This is a genomic window from Paraburkholderia tropica, assembly GCF_014171495.1.
GTDB lineage: Bacteria > Pseudomonadota > Gammaproteobacteria > Burkholderiales > Burkholderiaceae > Paraburkholderia > Paraburkholderia tropica.
In genome coordinates, this window is record NZ_CP049134.1 from 2740472 (window position 1) to 2765931 (window position 25460).

A 25460-nucleotide genomic window follows, 5' to 3' on the forward strand; every position below is an offset into this window, starting at 1 on the left:
GACTTAGCGACACGATCGTGCGTGGCGGGCGTGCCGCTGCGCCGCGGGGCGGGTTTCGCGCCGTGCGGGCATCAAATGGGCTGTCCGAGGTTGCCAGTGCATCTTCCGATCCTTGTTTCAAAAAGCGATTTTAACGCATGATCCGCGCGTGCGCTGACCCTCGGTGGGAAGCCCGCTGACGCGTAAGGTTGAATTTCACCCGCCGGCGGGCACGCCTGCGCTCTGCCCTGTGACAGGGCGTCGCGGCGCGGATTAACCGTCCGGGTAGTCGGGAAATGGCGCCGATCAACCTTACCGCTCCTTCGTCGCTTCTGCGTCGCTTCTGCGTCGCCTCTGCGTCACTTCTGCGTCGCCGCTTCGCCACGCCTTCGTCACCCGTTCGCCGCCCTGCCCGGCCCGCCAGCGCTGGAGCGGTTGGCGCTATCATCTACGTTTTCCCGTCCCGACCCGCGCCCCGCGCGCTCCCCGCATGGCTTCCCACGACGATTACCTGAAGAAAGTCCTCACCGCGCGCGTGTACGACGTCGCCCGCGAAACCGAGCTCGAACCCGCGCCGAACCTCTCCGCGCGCATCGGCAACACGGTGCTGCTCAAGCGCGAGGACAACCAGCCGGTCTTCTCGTTCAAGCTGCGCGGCGCGTACAACAAGATGGCGCATCTTTCGCCCGAGCAGCGCGAGCGCGGTGTGATTACCGCGTCGGCGGGCAATCACGCGCAGGGCGTGGCGCTGTCGGCGGCGCGGCTCGGCGTGAAGGCGGTGATCTGCGTGCCGGAAACCACGCCGCAGGTGAAAGTCGACGCCGTGCGCGCGCACGGCGGGCAGACCGTCGAAGTCGTGCAGGCGGGCGAATCCTACAGCGACGCCTACGCCCACGCCGTGCGTCTGCAGGAAGAGCGCGGCCTGACCTTCGTGCATCCCTTCGACGATCCGCACGTGATCGCCGGCCAGGGCACCGTCGCGATGGAAGTGCTCAGCAAGCATCAGGCCCCGATTCACGCGATCTTCGTGCCGATCGGCGGCGGCGGTCTGGCCGCAGGCGTGGCCGCGTACGTGAAGGCCGTGCGCCCGGAGATCCGCGTGATCGGCGTGCAGACCGACGACTCGTGCGCGATGGCGCAGTCGCTGAAGGCAGGCAAACGCGTCGAGTTGAGCGAAGTCGGCCTGTTCGCGGACGGCACGGCCGTGAAACTCGTCGGCGAGGAAACCTTCCGGCTGTGCCAGCAGTATCTCGATGAAGTCGTGACCGTCGATACGGACGCGCTCTGCGCCGCGATCAAGGACGTGTTCCAGGACACGCGCAGCGTGCTCGAACCGGCGGGCGCGCTGGCCGTGGCGGGCGCGAAGAAGTACGCCGAGCGCGAAGGCATCGCGGGCCAGACGCTGATCGCGATCACGTCGGGCGCAAACATCAACTTCGACCGCATGCGTTTCGTGGCCGAGCGCGCCGAAGTGGGCGAGGCGCGCGAAGCCGTGTTTGCCGTGACGATCCCCGAAGAACGCGGCAGTTTCAAGCGTTTTTGCGAACTCGTCGGCACGCGCAGCGTGACCGAATTCAACTACCGTATCGACGACGCCGAGCGCGCGCATATCTTCGTTGGCGTGCAGATCCGCAATCGCGGCGAATCGCGGCAGATCGCGCAGACCTTCGTCGAGCACGGTTTTCCGTGCGTCGATCTCACCGGCGACGAACTCTCGAAGCAGCACATCCGCTACATGGTCGGCGGACGTTCGCCGCTCGCGCACGACGAGCGGCTGTTCCGCTTCGAGTTTCCGGAGCGTCCGGGCGCGCTGATGCGCTTCCTCTCGTCGATGGCGCCGAACTGGAACATCAGCCTGTTCCACTACCGCAATCAGGGCGCGGATTACAGCTCGATTCTGGTCGGGATTCAGGTGCCGGCGGCGGAAGACGCGGAGTTCCGCCGCTTCCTCGCCACGCTCGGCTATCCGCATTACGAAGAGACGCAGAATCCGGCGTATCGGTTGTTTCTCTCGTAAAGGCCGACGATCATGGCCGTTTCGCTCACTGACAAGCTGGTCGTCGCGATCTCGTCACGCGCATTGTTCGATTTCGAGGAAGAGAACGGCGTGTACGAAGCCGGCGACCTGCATGCCTACGAGACGCTGCAGCGCGAGCGCCTGCACGTGCCCGCGCGGCCCGGCGTGGCGTTCGCGCTGATCCGCAAGCTGCTCGCGCTGAACAACGGCGCGCATCACGTGGAAGTCGTGATCCTCTCGCGCAGCGATCCAATCAGCGGGCTGCGCACCTTCAACTCGTGCCGCGAGCACGGCCTCGACATTCAGCGCGGCGTGTTCACGCGCGGCCGCGAGCCCTGGCATTACCTCAAGCCGCTGAACGCGTCGCTGTTTCTCTCCGCGAATCCCGACGACGTGCGCGGCGCGCTCGACGCGGGCTTTCCGGCCGCGCGCGTGTTCCCACCGACCGGCGCAAATTCGGCGACAATGGCGGAACGCAACGCGCAGGAAATACGCGTCGCGTTCGACGGCGATGCGGTGCTGTTTTCCGACGAAGCCGAGCGGATCTTCCAGCGCGACGGCCTGGGCGCGTTCGTGAGCCACGAACGGGACAATCGCGAGCTGCCGCTTGCGCAAGGTCCGCTCAAGCCGCTGCTCGAAGCGCTGCACCGGCTGCAGAATCTCGCCGACGCGAACGCGAAAATGCGCATCCGCACCGCGCTCGTCACGGCGCGATCGGCGCCCGCGCACGAACGCGCGATCCGCACACTGATGGCCTGGAACATCGAAATCGACGAAGCGATGTTCCTCGGCGGACTCGACAAAGGCCCGTTCCTGCGCGAGTTCGAACCTGATTTTTTCTTCGACGACCAGATCCGCCATTGCGAATCGGCCCGTTCGGTCACGGCGACCGGACATGTGGCGAGCGGCGTGGCGAATCCCGCCGGCGCGGCGTCCCTCAAGGGCGCGCCCGGCGTCATTACCGAAACCAGCGCATCATGACTCCCGAACAATCGCCGCTCGGCAAGGCTTCCAGCTACACCGAGCAATACGACGCCAAGCTGCTGTTCCCGATCCCGCGTGTGGGCGCGCGTGAACAGATCGGCATCGGCGCGCAACTGCCCTTCTTCGGCACCGATATCTGGAACGCGTACGAGCTGTCGTGGCTCAATGCGCGCGGCAAGCCGCAGATCGCGATCGCCACCTTCTTCATTCCGGCCGATTCGCCGAACATCGTCGAATCGAAGTCGTTCAAGCTCTATCTGGGCTCGTTCGCGCAGACCAAATTCGAATCCGCCGACGACGTGCGCGACGTGCTCAAGCGCGACGTATCGGCGGCGTGCGGCGCATCGGTGTCGGTGAAGCTCGATCAGCCGGGCGCGTTCGGCAAGATTCCGTTCGAGGAATTCGACGGTCTCTCGATCGACCGCCTCGACCTGGACGCCGAGATCTATCACCCGGACGCCACCCTGCTGAAGGCCGCGCTCGACGAGTCGCCGGTTGAGGAAACGCTGGTCTCCAATCTGCTGAAGTCGAACTGCCCGGTGACCGGCCAGCCCGACTGGGGCAGCGTGCAGATTCACTACGTCGGGCCGCAGATCGATCAGGCCGGGCTGCTGCGCTACATCATCTCGTTCCGCAATCACACGGGCTTCCACGAGCAATGCGCCGAGCGCATCTTCATGGACATCCTGCGCGAGTGCAAACCGGATCGTCTCGCGGTCTACGCGCGCTACACGCGACGCGGCGGACTCGACATCAATCCGTTTCGCACCAACTTCAACATGCCGATGCCGGACAACGCGCGACTGGCGCGTCAATAAATGCGGTTTGCGCGCAGTTCGCACGCAGTTAGCACGTCATGGAAAGCACAAAGCGCCGGCAAGACCGGCGCTTTGTTTTTATCCGCGAGGATCGGTGAACGAAGCGATCGCTATTGCTGCGACGGCGGCAACTCCGCCGCGCCCATGCGCCGCGCGATCACGCCCGCGCGCTGCGAAAGATAAGCCGAATTGCGATGTTCGTCGAAATACTTGGGACGCGGCAGCATGACCGCGAGCCGCGCCGACTGCCACGGCGTGAGCTTCGCCGCCGTCGTGCGGTAGTAGTAGCGCGCCGCCGCCTGCGCGCCGTAGACGCCGTTGCCCCACTCCACCGAATTCAGATAGATCTCGAAGATGCGCTCCTTGTCGAGCAGCGTCTCCAGCATCCACGTGATGATGAGTTCCTGGCCCTTGCGGATATAACTTTTCTCGCGCGACAGAAAGAGGTTGCGCGCGAGTTGCTGCGTGATTGTCGATCCGCCGCGCACGATGTGGCCGCGCTTCTTGTTGCGCTCCCACGCCTGCAGGATGGCGTCGGTTTCGTAGCCGTTGTTATTGACGAAGTTGGCGTCCTCGGACGCGATGATCGCGCGCTTGAGGTTGCGCGAGATCTGATCGTACGGCACCCACTGATGCTGGATATCGAGGTTCGGACGATCGGCGGCGAGGCCGGCCGCATCGGTGCGCATGAACGCCGTCGACTGCGGATCGACGACATTCCACGCGGCGATCTGCGCGAAATAGTAGAACTGCAGCGCGATCCACGCGACGCCGAACACCAGCGCCGCATAGACGATCCAGCGCAGCGCGCCGACTCGGTCTGGCGCGCGCTGCACCCGCCGGTTTGCCGCCGCTGTGCGCATGGATCGCGTCTCCCGTGACCGCTGCCGCGGGTGTCAGGCCTGCGCGGCCTGAGCCGCTTGTGCCGCTTGTGCCACTTGCGCCGCGATCTGCGCACGCAGTGCGGCGAGCACCGGCGCGCCCGTGGGACGCACGCCGCGCCACACGAAGAACGATTCGGCGGCCTGTTCGACCAGCATGCCCAGACCGTCCGAGGCACGCGCGCCGAGCGATTCGGCGTGACGCATGAAGACCGTCGGCTGGGCGCCGTACATCATGTCGTACGCGAGCGTCGCCGTGCCGAACGCACGATCGTCGCATTCGGGCAGCGCGGCGTCGAGACTGCCCGCCGTCGCGTTCACGATTACGTCGTAGGGTTTCGGATCGACCGCATGCGGACCGCCGCCGTTGATCAGGCAGCCGAACGTCTGCGCCGAGCCCGCGAACTGCTCGATCAGCGCATGCGCCTTGTGCGCCGTGCGATTGACGATGGTGATCTCGCGCGGCAGGCATTCGAGCATCGGCAGCACGACGCCGCGCGCCGCGCCGCCCGCGCCGAGCAGCAGCACGCGCGCGCCCTTGAGCGACACGCCCAGATTCACCTCGATGTCGCGAACGAGACCGAAACCATCGGTGTTGTCGCCGAAAATGCCGTCTTCGTCGAAGCGCAGCGTATTCACCGCGCCCGCCGCCGCCGCACGCGGCGACAGACGATGCGCGAGCGCGTGCGCTTCGAGCTTGAACGGCACGGTCACATTCAGACCGCGCCCGCCCGCTGCGCGAAACGCCTGCACATGCTCGACGAAACCGTCGAGCGGCGCGAGCAGCCGGTCGTAGTCGACGGCTTCACCGGTCTCCTGCGCGAATTGCGCGTGGATCGCGGGCGATTTGCTGTGCGCCACCGGATTGCCGACGACCGCATAGCGGTCGCGATGCTGCGTCGGCGTTTGCGATTGCGATTGCGTCTGATCGGCGCTCATGCGCGCGGCTCCGTCTCGTGCTGTTCTGCCTGCTGTTCTGCTTGCTGCTCGCCCGCGTCTTCCTGCGCATCGGTTGCGGCGTCGCTCGCGCCTTCCTCTGCGTCGGACTCGGCGAGCGCTTCCGCTTCGCTCTGCGCGGAATCGTCGGCGGCTTCGATCAGCTCTTCGTCGTCGCCCGACTCTTCCTCGGGCTGCTCGCCGCTCGTCACGACCGGTGCGTCGAGCACGCGCAGCATGCGCACGGACGCCTCGATGGTCAGCTCGTCGATCGACATCACTTCCATCATCAGACGCGTGCCGCGCGCGTGCACGCCGAGCGCGGGCACGTGCATCAGCAGCGGCACTTCCTCGAAGCGCACGAGGTCGTCCTTGACGACCGTCGCCGGGAATTCGCGACGCGGCTCGACGCCGCCGTCACCGCGCATTTCCTGCTGGAGCCAGCGCAGGCACCAGAAGTACTCCATGCGGCGCTGGTGATCGGCATAGGCCGTGTAGGTTTCGTCGAAGCCCTGCACGACGGCGAACAGGTCGGCGTCCTTGGGCTTGAACGGCGCGACCAGCTTGGCGGCCACGCCGTGCTCCACGCACGCGAGCAACTGCCACTGGTTCACGAGGTCGACGTAACGGCGCAGCGGCGACGTGCTCCACGCGTACTGTGCGACGCCGAGGCCTTCGTGCGGCGCGGCGTTGGTCTGCATGCGCGTGCGCTTCGGCCCCGTGGGCGCGCCGAACGCGCGCTGCGTGCGGTAGATGCCCGGCACGCCGTGATCGTTGAGGAACGCGCCCCACGTGGAGTTGGCGAGAATCGCCAGTTCCGCGACGATCATGTCGAGCGGCGAGCCGCGGCGGCGCGGCGTAATGTTGACGTGCTCGCCTTCCACGTAGAAGTTGTAGTCGGTGTTGCGCTGCACTTCGCGGCGCAGGCCGTAACCGGCGCGCGCGGCCTGGCGCTTCTCGAACAGCGCCTGCGCGAACGGCCACAGCACGGCGATGTCGTCCTTGTGCGGATATTCGCCCGTGCCCGCCGCGAGCGTTTCTTCCGTCACCACTTCGTCGAGCGTGTTGTGACGCAGGTTGCTCTTCACGAACACGCGCTCGGCGCGCGTTTCGGTCGCCACGATTTCCTGCGTCTCGCGGTTCACGAGGCAGTAGAGCGACAGCGCCGGGCGCATGCCGCCTTCCTTGAGCGTGAAGGCGTCGACGAAATCGTCGGGCAGCATGGTGATCTTGTCGCCGGGCATGTAGACCGTCGACAGACGCGTGCGCGCGATGGCGTCCGCCGTGTCGCCACGCGCGATGCCGAGCGCCGGCGCCGCGATGTGTATACCGATGCGCACGCGGCCGTCGGCCAGATGCTCGATGGAGAACGCGTCGTCGATTTCGGTCGTGGTGACGTCGTCGATCGAGAAGGCCTGCACCTGCTCGACCGCGTCCGGCAGCCAGTCGGGCAGCGCGCCGACCGCGACCGGCGGGAAACCGGTGCCGTGCGGGAAGAATTCAGCGAGGAAACGCGCTTCGTGCAGCGCACGCGGCGAGGCGATGCCGCCGCATTCGAGCATCAGGCGCGGCATGGAAATGCCACGCGCGGCGGCCGCCGCTTCGAGCGCCTTGTACTCGATGGTGTTCTTGTCGGGCTTCGTGAGCAGGCCGAGCGCCTTGTCCTTGAGCGCCTCGGGCAGACGGCCCGCCTTCAGTTCGTCTTCGTAGCCGGCCTGCACGAGCGCCTGCTGACGCTTGCGTTCGAGCGACGCGAGCGCCATTTTGAGCTGCTCCTCGGGCGCGCGCTGATACTGGCCGCGGCCCTTGCGGCGGAAGTACACGGGCGAGCCGTGCAGACGCAGCACGAGCGCAGCGCGCTCGACCGGGCCGTAGGTTTCGCCGAAGTACTCGCTCGCGAGCGTGGTGTAGGTGAATTCCTCGGCCGGCGCGCATTCCCACAGGAAATCGAGGTCGATTTCCTGCGCGGCGGCGTCCGCCTGCTCCAACAGATCCGCGGCTGCGGGCTTCTCGAACTCGATCAGCACGTCCTTGGCGCGCACCTTCGCGCGGCGTCCGCCCGGCAACTCGACCTGAAACGCATCGCCCTGCTTCGACAGCACGCTGCCGGCCTTGAAACTGCCCGATTCCTCAAAGAAAACGTTCACTCAACACTCTCGTCTGACTTGCTTCGACCGCGGGCGCGGCGCGCCCAGACGGTGCTGTATACATATAGGCGTTCGCGCGCGCGGCGCGAACGAAAGACGACGCTCAAGGCGCGTCGCAGAAACGGATCACTTCGTCGACGTAATCGGCGAATTCGCTGATCCCGTGATCGCTGCCCTCGATCAGATGCGTCTGCACACCCGGATAGTGCGCGAGCATCTCGCGGTAATCGAGCACTTCGTCGCCGGTCGCGGCGATCAGATAGTAACGCTCGGGCCGGGTGATGTGCGCAACCGCCAGGGCGCGCAGTTCCTGCAGATGGCGCGGCTCGACGACGATGCTGCCGCCGCCGTGCCACAACGGCTGTTCGCCGAGATACTTCGACAGATCGCGATCCGGCACCACGGCCGGATTCAGCAGCACGGCGCGCCAGCCGTGCTTTTCGGCAAGCTGCGTGGCGAAAAAACCGCCCAGCGAGCTGCCGAGCAGCGTGATGCGCTCGCCCGGCCGGGCGTTCTGCGCGATCTCGCGTTCAACCAGTTCGATCGTTTCGTCCGGCGAGACCGGCAGCGTCGGGCACAGCCATTCGTCCGCGCGGCCCAGTTCGGCGAGACGCGCCGCCAGCAGGCGCGCCTTGAACGATTGCGGCGACGAGCGAAAGCCGTGCAGATAGACGATCACGCCGCGCTCCGGCCGGCTTTCGCCGAAAGCGCGTCGAGCAGCTTTTGATGCACGCCGCCGAAGCCGCCGTTGCTCATCACCAATACCTGGTCGCCGGGGCGCGCCGCCGCCACGACCGCCTTCACCAGCGCGTCGAGGTCGTGGAACGCTTGCGCCTTCTCGCCGAGCGGCGCGAGCGCGCCCGCGAGATCCCAGCCGAGCGCGTCCTTGCCGGCGGGCGCGCCGTAACCGAACACGAGGTCGGCGTCGGCGAGACTGCCCGGCAATTGCGCCTTCATCACGCCGAGCTTCATGGTGTTCGAGCGCGGCTCGAGCACCGCGAGGATGCGCGTGTTGTCGCGGCCCACGCGCGTGCGCAGACCGGCGACGGTCGTTTCGATCGCCGTGGGATGGTGCGCGAAGTCGTCATAGACGGTCACGCCGTCGACGCTGCCGCGCACTTCCATGCGGCGCTTCACGTTGCGGAACGACGACAGCGACTGGGCGGCCTGCGCGGGCGGCACGCCGACGCTGCGCGCGGCGGCGATCGCCGCAAGTGCGTTCTGGCGATTGTGCTCGCCCTGGATCTGCCAGTCGACCACGCCCACGCGTTCGCTGTGGTGATAGACGGCGAAGCGCTCGTCGACCGTCACGCCTTCTTCGGCCGGCAGCGCCTGCCAGCCGCCGTCGACGCCGAAACGCTCCACGTCGCTCCAGACGCCGCGCGCGAGCACGCGGTCTAGCGCCTCGCTGCGGCCGTTCGAGACCACGCGGCCCACGCCCGGAATCGTGCGCACGAGATGGTGGAACTGCGTCTCGATGGCGGCGAGATCGGGGAAGATATCGGCGTGATCGAATTCGAGATTGTTCAGCACCGCGGTGCGCGGGCGGTAATGGACGAACTTCGAGCGCTTGTCGAAGAAGGCCGTGTCGTATTCGTCGGCTTCGATCACGAAGAAGCTCGAATCGGTCAGACGCGCCGAGATGCCGAAATTCAGCGGCACGCCGCCGATCAGGAAGCCGGGATTCAGGCCCGAGTCTTCGAGCAGCCACGCGAGCATCGAACTCGTGGTGGTCTTGCCGTGCGTGCCCGCCACCGCGAGCACCCACTTGTCGCGCAGCACGTGCTCGCCGAGCCACTGCGGGCCGGACGTGTACGGCAGGCCGCGATTGAGGATCTCCTCCATCAGCGGATTGCCGCGCGAGACTACGTTGCCGATCACGTACAGGTCGGGATTGAGCTCGGTCTGGCTCGCGTCATAACCCTCGATCAGGCGGATACCCTGCGCTTCGAGCTGCGTGCTCATCGGCGGGTACACACCCGCGTCGCAGCCGGTGACCGTATGACCCGCGCTGCGCGCGAGCACGGCGAGACCGCCCATGAACGTGCCGCAGATGCCGAGGATATGGATGTGCATAAGCCTGTCGCGCCGCGTGGGCGTCGTGAAAGGGTTACAGGGATGGGGAAAGCAGGACGGCGGCGCCTGGCCGCCGGAGCAAAGAACGCTATTGTACCCGAGCGCCTGCGGCTTTTTCGCCGGGGCGGGCGTACCGGCGCGGGCTTACCGGCGCGGCTGTACCGGCATGTGCATAGCGGCGCCGGGTCCTGCTGCACCGCCGCATCGCCGCGCGGCCGCCGCCGGGAGCGCGCGACGTTCTCTAGTATGATGGGCGCATGGTTCGCAGATCACATTTCGATCCCCAGCGCGTGCGCGAGGAAATCGCCATCGCGGCAGCACGGATGATCGCCGAAGATGGCCTCGATTACGCCACCGCCAAGCGCAAGGCCGCTCGGCAGGTGGCGGGGGACGCGCGCATCGAAGGCGCCTGGCTTCCCGACAACGATCAGATCGAGGAAGAAATCCGCGAATATCAGGCCCTTTTCATGGGAGAAAGCCAGCCGGCGGTGCTGCGGCGGCTGCGCGAGATCGCGCTCGACTGGATGCTGCGGCTCGCGCGCTTCAATCCATTCCTGACCGGCGCGGTGCTGAACGGCACGGCGGGCGAGCACTCCGACATCCATTTGCAGATCTTTTGCGACAACGCGAAAGATGTCGCGATCTGGCTCCTGAACGCGAACGTGCAATACGACGTTTCGGAAACGCGCCACTTCGCCGCACGCGGCTATGTGGAGACGCTGAGCTTCCTCTGGAAGCCATCGCGCGATGAGGAACCGGTCGGCATTCATCTCGCGCTCTACAATACCGACGACCTGCGTGGCGCCGTGCGCGCCGATCCGCGCGGGCGTCTGCCGCGCGCGGACGCGCGGGCACTCCAGGCGCTGATCGACGAGAGCGGCGCGACCTCCACCACCTGATTCATAGTGAGCTTGAGCGCAGCAATGAACACGAAACGGATTCTGGCCGGCGTCGCAGTCGCGGCGGTGGCAGCCGGGGGCGGCATTCTGGCGGGGCATTATGCGAGCGGCGGCAACGCCGGAGTCGCCGACGCGGCGTCGATCACGGGCAAGCAGAACGCGGTCGACCAGCTCTGGTCGGCGGCCGTGACCACGCCCGACGGCAAGCCGCAGTCGCTCTCCATCTATAAGGGCCACCCGATCGTGGTCAACTTCTGGGCGTCGTGGTGCGGTCCGTGCGTCGAGGAGATGCCGGAGCTGTCGGCGCTGCACCGCGAGTACGCGAAGAAGGGCATTCAGTTCGTCGGCCTCGGCGTCGATTCGGCGGCGAACATCAAGACTTTCCTCAAGAAAGTGCCGGTGGCCTACCCGATTTACATCGCCGGATTCGGCGGCGCGGACGTGGCGCGCGCGTTCGGCAACAACGCCGGCGGCCTTCCTTACACGGTGGTAATCGACGCCAACGGCGCCGTTCGTGCGACAAAATTAGGCCAAATCAAACCGGACGAACTTCGGCGCACGCTCGACGCACTTTGACGCGCGCGAAGAATTGACCTGAGCTTAACGGCCGTACGGCACAATTTGCCGGGAAAATTGGCGTATTTAGCCGAAGTTCAACCCTCACGCCGGCAATTCAGCGAACAGAGGGGCATATCAGCCGTTTGGAAAACTAGACAAATTTCTCTAATCGGCGCTAAAGTTCGCGCAATTCCACGGAAAAAGAAGCGACCATGACGCGACTGCTGGTTCTGCACGGCCCCAACCTCAATCTTCTCGGCACCCGGGAACCGGAGGTCTATGGGCGCGTGACGCTGCCACAGATCGATCAGGCGCTCGCCGACCGTGCCGCCGACGCCGGCGTGGAGCTGGCCACGTTCCAGAGCAACCACGAAGGCGCGCTGGTGGACCGCATTCAGGCCGCCCGCACGGAACAAACGGATTTCATCCTGATCAACCCGGCTGCGTACACGCACACCAGCGTGGCCATCCGGGATGCGCTGGCAGGCGTCGCCATCCCGTTCGTCGAGATTCATCTGTCGAACGTGCATCGCCGCGAAGCCTTCCGGCATCACTCGTATTTTTCCGACCAGGCCGAAGGCGTGATCTGCGGCCTCGGCTGGAAGGGTTATCTCTACGCGCTCGAGTACGCGCTGGACCGGCTCGCTGCCAGGCCCGCGGCCTGATTCCTGCGCCGGATGACCGACGCACTCTGAAAGACAACACCAATCCCGTGCCGGGACGCTTGCGCCCCGGCACCTCACGTATTCAAAGCAAAGGGGCTGCACCATGGATCTACGTAAGCTGAAGACTCTGATCGACCTCGTCTCCGAATCGGGCATCTCGGAGCTCGAAGTGACCGAGGGCGAAGGCAAGGTGCGCATCGTCAAGAACGCGCCGCCGGTTTACGTGCAGCCGACCGCGCAATTCGCAGCGCCGGCCATGGGCGCGCCCGCCGCGCCGGCCCACGTCGGTGAAGCCGCTGCGCCCGCCGCCGCTGCCGCGCCGGTCGTGCCGCAAGGCCACGTGGTGACGTCGCCGATGGTCGGCACGTTCTACCGCGCGCCGTCGCCGGGCGCCGATCCGTTCGTGCAGGTTGGCGACACGGTCAAGGAAGGCCAGACGCTGTGCATCATCGAAGCGATGAAGCTGCTCAACGAGATCGAGTCGGACGTCGCCGGCGTGGTCAAGGAAATCCTCGTCGAGAACGGCCAGGCAGTCGAATACGGCCAGCCGCTCTTCGTGGTCGCATAAGCGCGTCCAACGCAAGAACGGCCGGCGCGCCGCGCGGCATCGGGTCGACAAAGACCACATCCGCCGCGCGAGCGCCCTTCCGCCAGCGCCGCCGCCGCGCGTTCGCTGCCAGGCAGGCAGACAGAACGCCGCCACGCGGCGCCAGCGCGACCGATACTCGAAGGCAGCCCGCTCGCTTCGTCCTGCGGCGCCCATTGATGAGTCGAATACCCACCATGTTTGAAAAAATCCTCATTGCCAATCGTGGCGAAATCGCGCTCCGCATCCAGCGCGCGTGCCGCGAACTCGGCGTCAAGACGGTCGTCGTCTATTCGGAAGCCGACAAGGAAGCCAAGTACGTGAAGCTCGCCGACGAGGCGGTCTGCATCGGCCCGGCGCCTTCGAACCTGAGCTATCTGAACATGCCGGCGCTCATCAGCGCGGCCGAAGTCACCGACGCCGAAGCGATCCACCCCGGCTACGGCTTCCTCTCGGAAAACGCCGACTTCGCCGAGCGCGTCGAGCAATCGGGCTTCACCTTCATCGGTCCGCGTCCGGAAACCATCCGCATGATGGGCGACAAGGTCACGGCGAAGCAGACCATGATCAAGACTGGCGTGCCGTGCGTGCCGGGCTCGGAAGGCGCGCTGCCGGACGATCCGAAAGAAATCGTGAAGATCGCGCGCACGATCGGCTACCCGGTCATCATCAAGGCTTCGGGCGGCGGCGGCGGTCGCGGCATGCGCGTCGTGCACACGGAAGCGGCGCTCGTGAACGCGGTCAACATGACGCGCGAAGAAGCGGGCCGCGCCTTCGGCAACCCGCAGGTCTACATGGAGAAGTACCTCGAGAATCCGCGTCACATCGAGATTCAGGTGCTCTCCGATTCGTTCAAGAACGCCGTGTGGCTCGGCGAGCGCGACTGCTCGATGCAGCGCCGCCACCAGAAGGTGATCGAGGAAGCGCCGGCGCCGGGCATCGCGCGCCGCCTGCTCGACCGCATCGGCGACCGTTGCGCCGACGCCTGCAAGAAGATGGGCTACCTCGGCGCGGGCACGTTCGAATTCCTGTACGAAAACGGCGAGTTCTACTTCATCGAAATGAACACGCGCGTGCAGGTCGAGCACCCGGTCACCGAGCAGATCACCGGCATCGACATCGTGCAGGAACAGATCCGCATCGCCGCCGGAGAGAAGCTCGCGTTCCGCCAGCGCGACATCCAGTTGAAGGGCCACTCGATCGAGTGCCGTATCAACGCGGAAGATCCGTTCAAGTTCACGCCGTCGCCGGGCCGTCTGACCTCGTGGCACATGCCGGGCGGACCTGGCGTGCGCGTCGATTCGCATGCCTACAATGGCTATTTCGTGCCGCCGAACTATGATTCGATGATCGGCAAGCTGATCACCTACGGCGCGACGCGCGAGCAGGCGATCCAGCGTATGCGTATCGCGCTGTCGGAAATGGTCGTGGAAGGCATCTCGACCAACATTCCGCTGCACCGCGAGCTGATGCTCGACGCCAAGTTCGTCGAAGGCGGCACGAGCATTCACTACCTCGAAAGCCGCCTGGCCGAGCGTCAGTCGGTGAAGAAGGACGAAGCGTAATTCATGAGCTACCGGGAACTGATCGTCGAGCTTGAGCGCGACCGCGCGGAGGAACTCTCCGACGCGCTGCTCGAGCTTGGCGCCCTCTCGGTGTCGGTGGAAGACGCCGACGCCGACACGCCCGACGAGCAGCCGCTCTTCGGCGAGCCGGGTCTCACGCCCGAGCGCACCGCGTGGCAGCATTCGCGCGTGATCGCGCTGATCGGCGACGATCAGGATCCCGCGGTGCTGCTCGCGGCCGCGTCGAACGAGCTGGGTCTGGCCGCGCTGCCGAAGTTCGCGCTGCGCGAAGTCGAGGAACAGGATTGGGTGCGGCTCACGCAGTCGCAGTTCGATCCGATCCAGATCGGCCAGCGCATCTGGGTCGTGCCGTCGTGGCACGACGCGCCCGATCCGGACGCGCTCGTGCTCGAACTCGATCCGGGCCTCGCGTTCGGCACCGGCAGCCACCCCACCACGCGTCTGTGCATGGAGTGGCTGGAGCAGCACGTGCAGCCGGGCAACTCGCTGCTCGATTACGGCTGCGGCTCGGGCATTCTCGCAATCCTCGCGCAGAAGTGCGGCGCGAATCCGGTGATCGGCATCGACATCGATCCGCAAGCGGTCGAGTCGGCGCGCCATAACAGCGAACGCAATCGCGCGGACGTGACCTATGGCCTGCCCGACGACCTGAAGGCGGGCGAGTTCGACATCGTCGTGGCCAACATCCTTTCGAATCCGCTCAAGCTGATGGCGTCGATGCTCTCGTCGCGCGTGAAGCCGGGCGGCCGTCTCGCGCTCTCGGGCATCCTCGCGCGTCAAGCCGAGGAAGTCGCGCAGGTGTACGAGCGCTGGATCGACATCTCGGTCTGGCGCGAGCACGAAGGCTGGGTGTGTCTCGCCGGCACGCGCCGCGCATGACGCACCGATCGGGGCGGGTCCGGGCGCATCGCGCCTGATCGTGCCCCAGGCGCATCGCCAGGAGTCGTAGGGCTCCGTGGATTGCCAGTAGAATGGCGGGTATCGCCAACCTTCCGGTTCCACGGCACTCATGCTCCTGGCAACGCGCTGTCCCTTCTGCGAAACCGTCTTCCGAATCCAGCCCGCACACCTCGCCGCGCGTCGCGGCCTCGTGCGCTGCGGCCATTGCCAGGAAGCGTTCGACGCATCGGGCAGCCTTTACGAGGTGCCTGAAAACGGCGATTTCTCGCAGGCCGTTCCCGTTGCCGCCGATATCGCCGCGAGTCTGGCTTCGCCGGGTTCGGCGCAGGCTGCGGCTGCGGTTGCTGCGGCGGGTTCGCAAACCGCTTCACAGCCGACCTCACCGGCCGCCTCGCAATCCGCTCATCAAGCCCCAGCGCCCGTGAGCGAACCGGCGCCGCACGTTCAGCACGATCAACCGCATCCGCAGGAATGGACGCAAACAGACGCGTCTGCCGCGAACTTCGCCGCGCGAGACGCCGCTGCGCAGCCCGCGCCCGACTTCGCCAATCCGGGCTGGAATCCGTGGGCGCCGCGCCCCGATAGCCGCATCGATCCGAATCTTCAGTACACCGCGCAGAATCTGCCGCGTCCCGGCATTGCGCCCGGCGCGACGCTCGGCGTCACGCCCGGTGTCGAACTGAAGCACGCGAGCGAAAGCAGCGAGCCGTCTCTGGCGCGCGAGTTCGCGCCCGAGCAACCGGCTCAGCCTGCTTCAACTTCTGCTCCTACGCCCGCTCCCACGCCGGACACTGCCGAACCGTTCCCGCCAGCCACGCGCTGGACGCGCGTCGAACCCGGACTGGCCGCGTCCGCTCCGGCCGCAGCGGCGGCGACAGGCGAGCCTGTCGAGCCTTCGCTTGCATCCCGCACCCCGGCAGCCGCCGCGCCGTTCGCCGCCGATCCCGAACCGTCGCTGTCCGCGCGCGCCGAACCGGCCGGCGCCGCTGCCGCGCCCGCCTTCTCCGCGCTCGAACCGCGCGACGGCAGCGAGCCGTTCGCCGTCACGCGCGAAGCGCCCGCGCATCCGCCGCGCCGCATCGGCTGGCGCATCGTCGGCGCACTGGTCGCGCTCCTGCTGCTCGTCGGGCTCGCCGCGCAATTGCTCTGGTGGCAGCGCGAAAGCGTGATGGTGTACTTCCCCGCTTCGCAGCCGCTCTATCAGCAGGCCTGTGCGCAGCTCGGCTGCCGCATCAGCCCGCCGCGCGACATCGACGGCCTCGAAGTGCAGCAGTCCGATCTGCGTCAGGTGGACGACCCGCATCATCTCGAACTGAAGGTTCCGCTGCGCAACCGCTTCGGGATTGCGCTCGCCTACCCCGCGCTCGAACTCACGCTGCTCGATCGCCAGAACAACGTCGTCTTGCGGCGCGTGCTGTGGCCGCAGGATTATGCCGCGCCGGGTACGCGCATCGAAGCCGGTCTGCCCGCGCACAGCACGCAGACCATGATCGTGCGGCTCGATACCGGCAATGTCGTCGCATCGAATTTCCGCATCGAAATTTTCTACCCGTAATTCACGCGTCAGCGCCTGCCCTTCGCGCGGGCGCGCGCACCTTGCGTCCGGTCCAGCCGGACGCGCCACTCACCACTACAGTCAAAATCCGGAGAGCACATCATGAGTCAAGTCACGCTAGGCGGTAACCCGATCGACGTCGCCGGCACGTTCCCGGCGCCCGGCCAGAAGGCCCCGGCGTTCTCGCTCGTCGGCAAGGATCTGAAGCCCGTCTCGCTCGCCGACTTCGCCGGCAAGCGCAAGGTGCTGAACATCGTCCCGAGCCTCGACACGCCGACCTGCGCCACCTCCACGCGCAAGTTCAACGAAGCCGCCGCGAAGCTCGACAACACCGCAGTGCTCGTGATCTCGGGCGACCTGCCGTTCGCCGCCACGCGCTTCTGCACGACCGAAGGCATCGAAAACGTCGTCACGGCGTCGACGTTCCGCGGCCACGAATTCGCGCAAGCCTACGGCGTGGACGTCACGAGCGGCCCGCTGACCGGCCTCACGGCGCGCGCCGTGGTCGTGCTCGACGCGAACGACAATGTCGTCTACGCCGAGCGCGTCAGCGAAATCAAGAACGAGCCGAACTACGACGCCGCGCTCGCCGCACTGAAGTAACCCCGGCGGCGGCGCGCCCGTGACGGGCCTGCCGCGAGCCTGAGCGCGCCGTGCGCGCAGCGCGATCCCGATGTGTCGGGACGCTGCGCGCGCCGGCCGCGAAGTCCGGGCCGCGGCGCGACGTCAGGCAAGCACGCGCCTTAACGTGCGATGACGTCCGATGACGTGCAATCACCTGCAAGCGCGCCGCCCCTTCCACACCACGCACTACAGGAATTCCCGCCTTGGCTACGCTGATCTGCGGCTCGCTCGCCTACGACAACATCATGACCTTCGAAGGTCGCTTCCGGGAGCACATCCTGCCCGAGCAGGTGCATATCCTGAACGTGAGCTTCCTCGTGCCGACGATGCGGCGCGAATTCGGCGGCTGCGCGGGCAACATCGCCTACTCGCTGCACCTGCTGGGCGGCGACGCGCGCATCATGGCGACGCTCGGCGGCGCCGACGCGCAACCGTATATCGACCGCCTCGACACGCTCGGCCTGAACAAGGCGCACGTGCGCGTGCTGCCCGACACGTGGTCGGCGCAGGCGATGATCACCACCGACCTCGAGAACAACCAGATCACCGCGTTCCACCCGGGCGCGATGATGCAATCGCATTTGAACCGCGCCGACGAGGCGCCGGGCGTCAAGCTCGGCATCGTCGCGCCGGACGGCTTCGACGGCATGGTCCAGCACGTCGAGCAATTCGCACAGGCTGGCATCCCGTTTGTCTTTGATCCGGGCCAGGGCCTGCCGCTGTTCGATGGTGCGTCGCTGCGTCGCGCGATTGAACTTGCAACCTATGTTGCGGTCAACGACTACGAAGCCAACCTTGTGAGTCATCGCACCGGCTGGTCGTTCGAAGAGATCGCCAGCAAGGTCGACGCGCTGATCGTCACGCGCGGCGAACACGGCTCGCAGATCTACCACGGCGGCAGCATCGAAGAAATTCCTCCGGTGCAGGCGCAGCAGGTACTCGATCCGACCGGTTGCGGCGACGCGTTCCGCGGCGGCCTCCTCTACGGCATCGAGAACAAGCTCGGCTGGGCGACCACCGGACGTCTCGCGAGCCTGATGGGCGCGCTCAAGATCGAACACCAGGGGCCGCAGAACTACGCGCCCACGCGGGCGCAGATCAACGAACGTTTCAAGGCAGCATTCGGCTACGAACTGCCGCAATGAAGTCGGGCGCCGCGAGGGCGGCGCTCATTGGAGCTACGGGAAATGAGAACAACAAGTCGTCTGATTGTGGCCGCCATGGTCGCGGGTTCGCTCGCCATGACGGGTTGTGCGTATAACAGCAGTTCCGCCGACGTCTACACTGCCTCGCAGGCGCAGCGCGAATCCACGGTGCGCATGGCCACGGTGGAAAGCGTACGCGCCGTGAAGATCAGCTCGAACAATGGCCAGCCCAGCGGTCTGGGCGCAGTCGGCGGCGGCGCGCTTGGCGCCGTGGCCGGCAGCGCGATCGGCGGCGGTCGTGGCTCGATCGTCACGGGCATCATTGGCGGCATCGCGGGCGCGGTGGCCGGCAATGCGGTCGAAAACGGCGTGGCCATGCACAATGGCCTCGAGATCACCGTCCGTCTGGATAACGGCGACTATCGCGCCATCACGCAGTCGGCCACGGGCGAGATCTTCCAGGCCGGCGACCGTGTGCGCCTGCTCTCGAGCGGCGGCGTGACGCGCGTGACGCACTAAGGCTTCAGTTGTTCGGCGCGCACCGCGCGCCAGTCCGAACACGGACTGATTGACCGGTTTCCCCTGTACCGCACGATGCCTTGTGCTCGTTGCGGAACCTCAGGCGCATGTGCTCCCCTGTGCATGCGCCTTTTTTCATGCGCGTGCGAAACGCAGCACCGCGACGCCATCCGCAAAAAACGCGGACGAAAAAAATCCCGTCGCGAATGTTCCGTCGACGGGATCGGGATCGAGTCTTGCTCGCCGCCGGCGATCGTGCAAAACGCACGAACTACACGGCGGCGCTCGATCAACGAAGCGCGCGTTCTTGCTGACCCGCGCGCGCTTCGACTCGTACTACTGCTTACGGACGGCTGCCCGTCGGGAACGGCCAGGCCGCTGCCGGGTTCAGTGCCGTCTTCACGGTTGCAGCGGGCGCAGCCGGTTGCGCAGCAGGCGCAGCAGCGGCAGCCTTCGCAGGCGCCTTCTTGGCAGCCTTCTTCGCGGCAGCCTTCTTCGCAGGCGCAGCCTTCTTGGCAGCAGCCTTCTTCGCAGGCGCAGCCTTCTTGGCAGCGGCCTTCTTCGCCGGCGCCTTCTTGGCAACAGCCTTCTTCGCTGCGACCTTCTTCACCGCGACTTTCTTGGCTGCAACCTTCTTCGCTGCGGCCTTCTTCGCCGGTGCTGCCTTCTTCGCAGCAACCTTCTTCACGGCGACTTTCTTGGCTGCAACCTTCTTCGTTGCGACCTTCTTCGCTGCGGCCTTCTTCGCCGGCGCTGCCTTCTTCGCAGCAACCTTCTTCACAGCGACCTTCTTGGCTGCAACCTTCTTCGCTGCGGCCTTCTTCGCCGGTGCTGCCTTCTTCGCAGCAACCTTCTTCACGGCGACTTTCTTGGCTGCAACCTTCTTGACCGCAACCTTCTTCACTGCGGCCTTCTTCGCCGGTGCTGCCTTCTTGGCTGCAACCTTCTTCACTGCGGCTTTCTTGGCCGCCGGCTTCTTCTTGGCAGTTGCCATTTTTTTCTCCTTCAGGTTCAGATGAGAGTCAGTTCAAACTACACCCTTCGTCAAAACCCGCTTCCCGCGAACGCTTCTCAGGGCGCACGCTTCGAAGCGGGCTATTCATCGGCGTACGCTGATCCCGCGCGCTTACGCTAATGAATGCGGTAAGGCGCACCGTGCTGAAAAACACAGTGCGCCAAGTCTTTCCGGCGTCGGCTACCGACACCGGGCAACGTTCGTTGAAGGCGCCGGCCACATGGCCCACGCCGTTTTCCGGGGGAAGTTTGCCCATCCCTCTGAAGGGTTCGCAAAGTGCCTTGCACGTAGTTGAGCCGCCAGGGCTCCGGGCACGCTTTGCATCAGGCGTTCCTGCTCCTAATCATCATGCCGGTCGAGGCCTCGCACGAGGCCTCCGGCCACCCCAATAGACTGACTGCCGCAGTGCGCCCGGATTACTCCCAGGACAACGCACCACCCGTCTGATATTCGATCACGCGCGTCTCGAAGAAGTTGCGTTCCTTCTTCAAATCGATCATTTCGCTCATCCACGGGAACGGGTTCTCTTCGTTCGGGAAAAGCGCGTCCAGACCGATCTGCTGGCAACGGCGATTGCAGATGAAGCGCAGATAGCTCTTGAACATGGATGCGTTCAGGCCCAGCACGCCGCGCGGCATGGTGTCTTCTGCGTAGCGGTATTCGAGTTCGACTGCCTGCTTGAACAGTTCAGTGATCTCCGCGCGGAACGCCGGCGTCCACAGCTGCGGGTTCTCGAGCTTGATCTGGTTGATCAGGTCGATGCCGAAGTTGCAGTGCATCGACTCGTCGCGCAGGATGTACTGATATTGCTCGGCGGCGCCGGTCATCTTGTTCTGACGGCCGAGCGCGAGAATCTGCGTGAAGCCCACATAGAAGAACAGACCTTCCATGATGCAGGCGAACACGATCAGCGACTTGAGCAGCGTCTGGTCGGATTCGAGCGTACCCGTCGTGAACGCGGGATCCGTCAGCGTGGTGATGAACGGGATCAGGAACTCGTCCTTGTCGCGGATCGACTTGACCTCGTGGTACGCATTGAAGATCTCGCCTTCGTCCAGACCGAGCGATTCGACGATGTACTGGTACGCGTGCGTGTGGATTGCCTCTTCGAACGCCTGGCGCAGCAGGAACTGGCGGCATTCGGGCGCCGTGATGTGCCGGTAGGTACCGAGCACGATGTTGTTGGCGGCGAGGGAGTCGGCAGTCACGAAGAAGCCGAGGTTGCGCTTCACGATGCGGCGCTCGTCCTCGGTCAGACCATTCGGGTCTTTCCACAGGGCGATGTCGCGCGACATGTTCACTTCCTGCGGCATCCAGTGATTCGCACAACCGGCCAGGTACTTTTCCCAAGCCCACTTGTACTTGAACGGGACCAACTGATTCACGTCGGTCTGACCGTTGATGATGCGCTTGTCGGCGACATTCACGCGGGCTTCGGTCGAGACCGGCGCCTGCGGCGGCGGTGCGACTGCGAAGTCGGCGGAGAAGATGTTGGTCGCCGAAGAAGACTGAGGAGTGAAGTGCAGTGCGGACTGCGCTTCAGGAACAGAGACAGCCAGGCCAGCGGGGTTGCGCATTGCGTTCTGCTGCGCACCGCTCGACGGAGTTACGGCCGTGTTCTCGTCATCCCAGTTGAGCATAAATGTCACCATCAATTTAGAACGGTTTGTACCATCTTTTCATGCGCGATAAAAGGGTTCGCACACGAAAAATCCTGTTTTCGATTCGCGTTGCGACCTCGATACAACACTTTGTCATCGCATCGTGTCGATCGCGGCGTGTGAGCGGTGCGGATGCATCGCGTATTCGTCGCTCGAACATCGCACGCGCGATTGGCTTCGAGGGTCTTCGCGACATCGAGAGCGTGTGTGAAAACGTGGTTCGCCGCGCGCGCTTCGCATCGTGTTCACGATGCTTTCGACTGCGTGCTGCGAACGTGCTTCACGACTCGCTCGCTGCTGCTTCGACAGACCTGCAACTGCGCTGCGGGCATCGCTGCCTGCGTGGATCTGTCGTTCGCTGCGCCGCGCGCTGCGTTCTGGCTCGCGCGACCTGTTTCGCGTTCAGGCGAAACCCCAGGGAATCCTGAAGCCTTTTTTCCACCGCCTGAACCTGGCGACGCGCATTGCGCGCGCCGCGTCTGCATCTTCTATCTGTATCGACTTGCATCGACGACGGCATCGACTACTGTTTACTGTCTGTACTCGCTGCACGCCGCCGACTCATTCCGTCGATGCACTGCGTGTGACGCGTGACGCGTGGCAGCACCGTTGCGCTGCCGCCACGCACATCGCGATTACTGGCAAGCCTCGCACTCTTCGAAGCCCGCATCGCCCGGACGCATCATGCACACCGGACCTTCTGCTTCGGGCGCCGCTTCGACAGCGGCTTCAGGCGCTGCCGCCTGCATCACCGTCGAACCGCCGTTGCCGCCGGCCGCGCCGAAACCCGCACCGCCGTTCGCGCCGCCTGCTGCACCGCCGCCGTTCGAACCGCCCGTCGGCACTGCGTTCAGCGCGCCGTGCGCAACCGTCGACTTCTCGACGTGCGTCGCCGCCATCGTGCGCAGGTAGTACGTCGTCTTCAGGCCGCGCACCCATGCGAGCTTGTAGATCTCGTCGAGCTTCTTGCCCGATGCGCCCGCCATGAAGATGTTCAGCGACTGCGCCTGGTCGATCCACTTCTGACGACGCGACGCCGCTTCGACGAGCCACGTCGGATCGACTTCGAACGCCGTCGCGTAGACCGCGCGCAGGTCGGCCGGCACACGGTCGATGCGCGAGAGCATGCCGTCGAAGTACTTCAGGTCGGCGACCATGACTTCGTCCCACAGGCCGCGCGACTTCAGGTCACGCACGAGGTAGTCGTTCACCACCGTGAATTCGCCCGAGAGGTTCGACTTCACGTAGAGGTTCTGGAACGTCGGCTCGATACACGGCGACACGCCGATGATGTTCGAGATCGTCGCGGTCGGCGCGATCGCGATGCAGTTCGAATTGCGCATGCCGTGCGTCGCGATGCGCTCGCGCAGCGACGTCCAGTCCATCGATTCGCTCGTGTCGACTTCGACGTAACCGCCGCGTGCTTCCTCGAGCAGCTTGAGCGTGTCTTGCGGGAGGATGCCGCGATCCCACAGCGAGCCGCGGTAGGTCGAGTAGCGGCCGCGCTCGGCTGCCAGCTCCGTCGACGCCCAGTACGCGTAGTAGCAGACGGCTTCCATCGAGCGGTCGGCGAACTCCACGGCTTCCTGGGAAGCAAACGGCGTGCGCAGAACGTGCAGGCAGTCCTGGAAGCCCATGATGCCCATGCCCACCGGACGGTGCTTCAGGTTCGAGTTGCGCGCCTTCGACACCGCGTAGTAGTTGATGTCGATGACGTTGTCGAGCATGCGCATTGCGACGCTGATGGTGCGCTTGAGCTTCTCGTGGTCGAGCGCGAACGTGCCGTCGGCCTGTTCGATCATGTGCGCGACGAGGTTCACCGAGCCCAGGTTACAGACGGCGATTTCGCTGTCGCTGGTGTTCAGCGTGATTTCCGTGCACAGGTTCGACGAGTGGACGACGCCCACGTGCTGCTGCGGCGAGCGGACGTTGCACGGATCCTTGAACGTGATCCACGGGTGGCCCGTTTCAAACAGCATGCCCAGCATCTTGCGCCACAGTTGCGCAGCCGGCAGCTTCTTGAACAGCTTGATCTCGCCGCGTGCGGCCTTCTCTTCGTAAGCGACGTAAGCCTTTTCGAATTCCGCGCCGAACAGGTCGTGCAGATCCGGGCAGGTCGACGGCGAGAACAGCGTCCAGTCACCGCCTTCCATCACGCGCTTCATGAACAGATCGGGAATCCAGTTCGCCGTGTTCATGTCGTGGGTGCGGCGGCGATCGTCGCCGGTGTTCTTGCGCAGCTCGAGGAATTCTTCGATGTCCAGGTGCCACGATTCCAGGTACGCGCAGACCGCGCCCTTGCGCTTGCCGCCCTGGTTCACCGCGACGGCCGTGTCGTTCACGACCTTCAGGAACGGGACCACGCCTTGCGACTTGCCGTTCGTGCCCTTGATGTGCGAGCCGAGTGCACGCACGCGCGTCCAGTCGTTGCCCAGACCGCCCGCGAACTTCGAGAGCAGCGCGTTGTCCTTCAGCGCTTCGTAGATGCCGTCGAGGTCGTCGGCGACCGTCGTCAGGTAGCACGACGAGAGCTGCGAGCGGTGCGTGCCCGAGTTGAACAGCGTCGGCGTCGACGACATGAAGTCGAACGACGAGAGCACGTTGTAGAACTCGATCGCGCGCGCTTCACGGTCGATCTCGTTGAGCGACAGGCCCATCGCGACGCGCATGAAGAATGCCTGCGGCATTTCGATGCGCGTGCCGTGCACGTGCAGGAAGTAGCGGTCGTACAGCGTCTGCAGGCCGAGGTAGCCGAACTGCAGATCGCGGTTCGCGTTCAGCGCGTTGCCCAGACGCTTGAGGTCGAACTGCTGGAGCTTGTCGTCGAGCAGGCCGGCTTCGACGCCGCGCTTGATGAACTGCGGGAAGTAGTCGGCGTAACGCACGGCCATTTCGGCTTGCGTGACTTCTTCTTCCAGAATTTCGCGACGGATCGTGTGCAGCAGAATGCGCGACGTGACCTGGCTGTACGCCGGGTCCTTTTCGATCATCGTGCGTGCGGCCAGGATGGCGGAGTCGTAGACCTGCGTCATCGGCACGCCGTCGTACAGGTTCTTCACCGTTTCCGCGACGATCGGGTCGGCGTTCACGGCGTCGCCCAGACCTTCGCAGGACGAGACGATCAGCGCGCGCAGTGCGTGCATGTCGAGCGGACGCGTCACGCCGTTGTCGGTGACGTTGATGCCAGGCGCTGCGGGCGCTGCCGTTTCCGGCGCGTGCGCGCGTTCCTGGTTGCGCTTCTCGCGATACAGCACGTAGGCGCGCGCGACGTTGTGCTCGCCGCCGCGCATCAGCGCGAGTTCGACCTGATCCTGAATGTCTTCGATGTGGAACGTGCCGCCGTTCGGGCGGCTGCGCACCAGCGCGCGCACCACGTTCTGCGTGAGCTGTTCGACGAGTTCGCGAACGCGCGCCGACGCCGCGCCCTGCCCGCCATTGACGGCCAGGAACGCCTTGGTCATCGCGATGGCGATCTTCGACGGCTCGAAGCCCACGACACTGCCGTTACGGCGAATGATCTTGTGGTCGGCGAACTGCGTCGCGCTGACCTGGCCGTCCTGCGGCTGACCACCCAGCGTGTGCGCGGCGGGCGCGCCTTCATACCGGGTCGAGACGTTATCGGTCGTTTGCATGTGCAAAGCTCCTGGTCCTGGAAATATGCGAAGGATTTCGCGAATTAATACGGGCGCCGCGCCCCCGTGTGCGCGGACGAATGGGCGGAGACAAAAAGCCAGCCTGGCGAGGCTGCCGGATGCGGCAATGCTGATGAACCACACAGCGTGACGGTCTTCATCGTGGATGCCGCGATCATTGGCTGTACCTTTTCTCTCGATTACAGCCGGTGCGCCGGTTCTCGCCCGACTGCACCGCACAAAGTTCTTTTCCTATGCCGCTAATGCGTGCGGCGCC

The 25460-nt window shown here is 65.3% G+C and carries 21 protein-coding genes and 1 pseudogene; 13 read left to right on the top strand and 9 right to left on the bottom strand.

Features of this window, described 5'->3' with window-relative positions; genetic code table 11:
- Positions 1 to 469 precede the first annotated feature (469 nt).
- The 3 genes from ilvA to queF are packed head-to-tail and all read left to right on the top strand — an operon-like array spanning position 470 to position 3798.
- Entirely contained in the window at positions 470 to 1996 is a 1527-nt protein-coding gene (gene ilvA / locus G5S35_RS12355) for a threonine ammonia-lyase, biosynthetic (RefSeq protein ID WP_183038341.1), read from the top strand.
- Between the two features lie 12 nt (positions 1997 to 2008).
- Positions 2009 to 2977 (top strand): 5'-nucleotidase, encoded by a 969-nt coding sequence (locus G5S35_RS12360; RefSeq protein ID WP_183038342.1) that lies wholly within the window; start codon positions 2009 to 2011, stop codon positions 2975 to 2977.
- Positions 2974 to 3798, top strand: coding sequence for an NADPH-dependent 7-cyano-7-deazaguanine reductase QueF (queF, locus tag G5S35_RS12365; RefSeq protein ID WP_065060382.1), 825 nt, complete (start codon positions 2974 to 2976; stop codon positions 3796 to 3798). Before G5S35_RS12360 ends, queF begins: the two co-directional genes overlap by 4 nt.
- Before the next feature lie 110 nt (positions 3799 to 3908).
- On the opposite strand, the gene mtgA is transcribed toward queF, so the two are convergent.
- The 5 genes from mtgA to mpl form a co-directional block, all read right to left on the bottom strand.
- Entirely contained in the window at positions 3909 to 4661 is a 753-nt protein-coding gene (gene mtgA, locus G5S35_RS12370) for a monofunctional biosynthetic peptidoglycan transglycosylase (protein WP_065060383.1), read from the bottom strand.
- A gap of 33 nt (positions 4662 to 4694) precedes the next feature.
- Complete coding sequence (gene aroE, locus G5S35_RS12375) at positions 4695 to 5618, bottom strand: shikimate dehydrogenase (protein WP_183038343.1); 924 nt, start codon at positions 5616 to 5618, stop codon at positions 4695 to 4697.
- Complete coding sequence (locus G5S35_RS12380; RefSeq protein ID WP_183038344.1) at positions 5615 to 7762, bottom strand: ribonuclease catalytic domain-containing protein; 2148 nt, start codon at positions 7760 to 7762, stop codon at positions 5615 to 5617. The genes aroE and G5S35_RS12380 overlap by 4 nt, the downstream gene beginning before the upstream one ends.
- 103 nt (positions 7763 to 7865) lie before the next feature.
- The gene (locus tag G5S35_RS12385; RefSeq protein WP_074987383.1) at positions 7866 to 8441 is read right to left on the bottom strand and encodes a YqiA/YcfP family alpha/beta fold hydrolase; all 576 of its coding nucleotides are present in this window, start codon (positions 8439 to 8441) and stop codon (positions 7866 to 7868) included.
- Positions 8438 to 9838: a UDP-N-acetylmuramate:L-alanyl-gamma-D-glutamyl-meso-diaminopimelate ligase gene (gene mpl, locus G5S35_RS12390; RefSeq protein WP_065060386.1), complete on the bottom strand. Its 1401-nt coding sequence runs from the start codon at positions 9836 to 9838 to the stop codon at positions 8438 to 8440. The genes G5S35_RS12385 and mpl overlap by 4 nt, the downstream gene beginning before the upstream one ends.
- A gap of 257 nt (positions 9839 to 10095) precedes the next feature.
- Between mpl and G5S35_RS12395 the strand changes: the two genes are divergently transcribed.
- From G5S35_RS12395 to G5S35_RS12440, 10 genes are all read left to right on the top strand, one after another.
- The gene (locus tag G5S35_RS12395; RefSeq protein WP_065060387.1) at positions 10096 to 10737 is read left to right on the top strand and encodes a UDP-N-acetylmuramate--alanine ligase; all 642 of its coding nucleotides are present in this window, start codon (positions 10096 to 10098) and stop codon (positions 10735 to 10737) included.
- Between the two features lie 24 nt (positions 10738 to 10761).
- Positions 10762 to 11313: a TlpA family protein disulfide reductase gene (locus tag G5S35_RS12400; protein WP_065060388.1), complete on the top strand. Its 552-nt coding sequence runs from the start codon at positions 10762 to 10764 to the stop codon at positions 11311 to 11313.
- A 194-nt stretch (positions 11314 to 11507) separates the two neighbouring features.
- Positions 11508 to 11960, top strand: a complete 453-nt coding sequence (gene aroQ, locus G5S35_RS12405; protein WP_065060389.1) for a type II 3-dehydroquinate dehydratase — start codon at positions 11508 to 11510, stop codon at positions 11958 to 11960.
- Between the two features lie 103 nt (positions 11961 to 12063).
- Positions 12064 to 12528 carry an acetyl-CoA carboxylase biotin carboxyl carrier protein gene (gene accB / locus G5S35_RS12410; RefSeq protein ID WP_065060390.1) on the top strand — a complete coding sequence of 155 codons (465 nt, stop codon included), beginning with the start codon at positions 12064 to 12066 and terminating at the stop codon, positions 12526 to 12528.
- Between the two features lie 215 nt (positions 12529 to 12743).
- Positions 12744 to 14111, top strand: a complete 1368-nt coding sequence (gene accC, locus G5S35_RS12415) for an acetyl-CoA carboxylase biotin carboxylase subunit (RefSeq protein ID WP_065060391.1) — start codon at positions 12744 to 12746, stop codon at positions 14109 to 14111.
- A 3-nt stretch (positions 14112 to 14114) separates the two neighbouring features.
- Positions 14115 to 15011, top strand: a complete 897-nt coding sequence (prmA, locus tag G5S35_RS12420) for a 50S ribosomal protein L11 methyltransferase (RefSeq protein ID WP_065060392.1) — start codon at positions 14115 to 14117, stop codon at positions 15009 to 15011.
- 130 nt (positions 15012 to 15141) lie between these two features.
- Positions 15142 to 16587 (top strand): DUF3426 domain-containing protein, encoded by a 1446-nt coding sequence (locus tag G5S35_RS12425; protein ID WP_183038345.1) that lies wholly within the window; start codon positions 15142 to 15144, stop codon positions 16585 to 16587.
- A 102-nt stretch (positions 16588 to 16689) separates the two neighbouring features.
- Positions 16690 to 17190 carry a thiol peroxidase gene (gene tpx / locus G5S35_RS12430; RefSeq protein WP_065060394.1) on the top strand — a complete coding sequence of 167 codons (501 nt, stop codon included), beginning with the start codon at positions 16690 to 16692 and terminating at the stop codon, positions 17188 to 17190.
- Positions 17191 to 17414: 224 nt separating this feature from the next.
- Positions 17415 to 18356 carry a carbohydrate kinase family protein gene (locus G5S35_RS12435; RefSeq protein WP_110329531.1) on the top strand — a complete coding sequence of 314 codons (942 nt, stop codon included), beginning with the start codon at positions 17415 to 17417 and terminating at the stop codon, positions 18354 to 18356.
- A gap of 42 nt (positions 18357 to 18398) precedes the next feature.
- Positions 18399 to 18875 (top strand): outer membrane lipoprotein, encoded by a 477-nt coding sequence (locus tag G5S35_RS12440; protein ID WP_065060396.1) that lies wholly within the window; start codon positions 18399 to 18401, stop codon positions 18873 to 18875.
- A 343-nt stretch (positions 18876 to 19218) separates the two neighbouring features.
- On the opposite strand, the gene G5S35_RS12445 is transcribed toward G5S35_RS12440, so the two are convergent.
- The 4 genes and pseudogenes from G5S35_RS12445 to G5S35_RS12455 all read right to left on the bottom strand — a co-directional run bounded on the left by G5S35_RS12445 (position 19219) and on the right by G5S35_RS12455 (position 25183).
- Entirely contained in the window at positions 19219 to 19869 is a 651-nt protein-coding gene (locus tag G5S35_RS12445) for a histone H1-like DNA-binding protein (protein WP_183038346.1), read from the bottom strand.
- Positions 19870 to 19897: 28 nt separating this feature from the next.
- A pseudogene (locus tag G5S35_RS40175) lies at positions 19898 to 20214 on the bottom strand (hypothetical protein).
- 92 nt (positions 20215 to 20306) lie between these two features.
- Positions 20307 to 21530, bottom strand: a complete 1224-nt coding sequence (locus tag G5S35_RS12450) for a ribonucleotide-diphosphate reductase subunit beta (protein WP_065060441.1) — start codon at positions 21528 to 21530, stop codon at positions 20307 to 20309.
- Positions 21531 to 22186: 656 nt separating this feature from the next.
- Entirely contained in the window at positions 22187 to 25183 is a 2997-nt protein-coding gene (locus G5S35_RS12455; RefSeq protein WP_110329529.1) for a ribonucleoside-diphosphate reductase subunit alpha, read from the bottom strand.
- Positions 25184 to 25460: the final 277 nt, after the last annotated feature.

Coding starts and splice junctions, on each gene's coding strand:
- ilvA (WP_183038341.1), top strand. CDS start 470: ATGGCTTCCCACGACGATTACCTGAAGAAAGTCCTCACCGCGCGCGTG.
- G5S35_RS12360 (WP_183038342.1), top strand. CDS start 2,009: ATGGCCGTTTCGCTCACTGACAAGCTGGTCGTCGCGATCTCGTCACGC.
- prmA (WP_065060392.1), top strand. CDS start 14,115: ATGAGCTACCGGGAACTGATCGTCGAGCTTGAGCGCGACCGCGCGGAG.
- G5S35_RS12440 (WP_065060396.1), top strand. CDS start 18,399: ATGAGAACAACAAGTCGTCTGATTGTGGCCGCCATGGTCGCGGGTTCG.
- accB (WP_065060390.1), top strand. CDS start 12,064: ATGGATCTACGTAAGCTGAAGACTCTGATCGACCTCGTCTCCGAATCG.
- mpl (WP_065060386.1), bottom strand. CDS start 9,838: ATGCACATCCATATCCTCGGCATCTGCGGCACGTTCATGGGCGGTCTC.
- G5S35_RS12425 (WP_183038345.1), top strand. CDS start 15,142: ATGCTCCTGGCAACGCGCTGTCCCTTCTGCGAAACCGTCTTCCGAATC.
- G5S35_RS12395 (WP_065060387.1), top strand. CDS start 10,096: ATGGTTCGCAGATCACATTTCGATCCCCAGCGCGTGCGCGAGGAAATC.
- G5S35_RS12445 (WP_183038346.1), bottom strand. CDS start 19,869: ATGGCAACTGCCAAGAAGAAGCCGGCGGCCAAGAAAGCCGCAGTGAAG.
- queF (WP_065060382.1), top strand. CDS start 2,974: ATGACTCCCGAACAATCGCCGCTCGGCAAGGCTTCCAGCTACACCGAG.
- G5S35_RS12450 (WP_065060441.1), bottom strand. CDS start 21,530: ATGCTCAACTGGGATGACGAGAACACGGCCGTAACTCCGTCGAGCGGT.
- G5S35_RS12400 (WP_065060388.1), top strand. CDS start 10,762: ATGAACACGAAACGGATTCTGGCCGGCGTCGCAGTCGCGGCGGTGGCA.
- G5S35_RS12455 (WP_110329529.1), bottom strand. CDS start 25,183: ATGCAAACGACCGATAACGTCTCGACCCGGTATGAAGGCGCGCCCGCC.
- aroQ (WP_065060389.1), top strand. CDS start 11,508: ATGACGCGACTGCTGGTTCTGCACGGCCCCAACCTCAATCTTCTCGGC.
- mtgA (WP_065060383.1), bottom strand. CDS start 4,661: ATGCGCACAGCGGCGGCAAACCGGCGGGTGCAGCGCGCGCCAGACCGA.
- accC (WP_065060391.1), top strand. CDS start 12,744: ATGTTTGAAAAAATCCTCATTGCCAATCGTGGCGAAATCGCGCTCCGC.
- aroE (WP_183038343.1), bottom strand. CDS start 5,618: ATGAGCGCCGATCAGACGCAATCGCAATCGCAAACGCCGACGCAGCAT.
- tpx (WP_065060394.1), top strand. CDS start 16,690: ATGAGTCAAGTCACGCTAGGCGGTAACCCGATCGACGTCGCCGGCACG.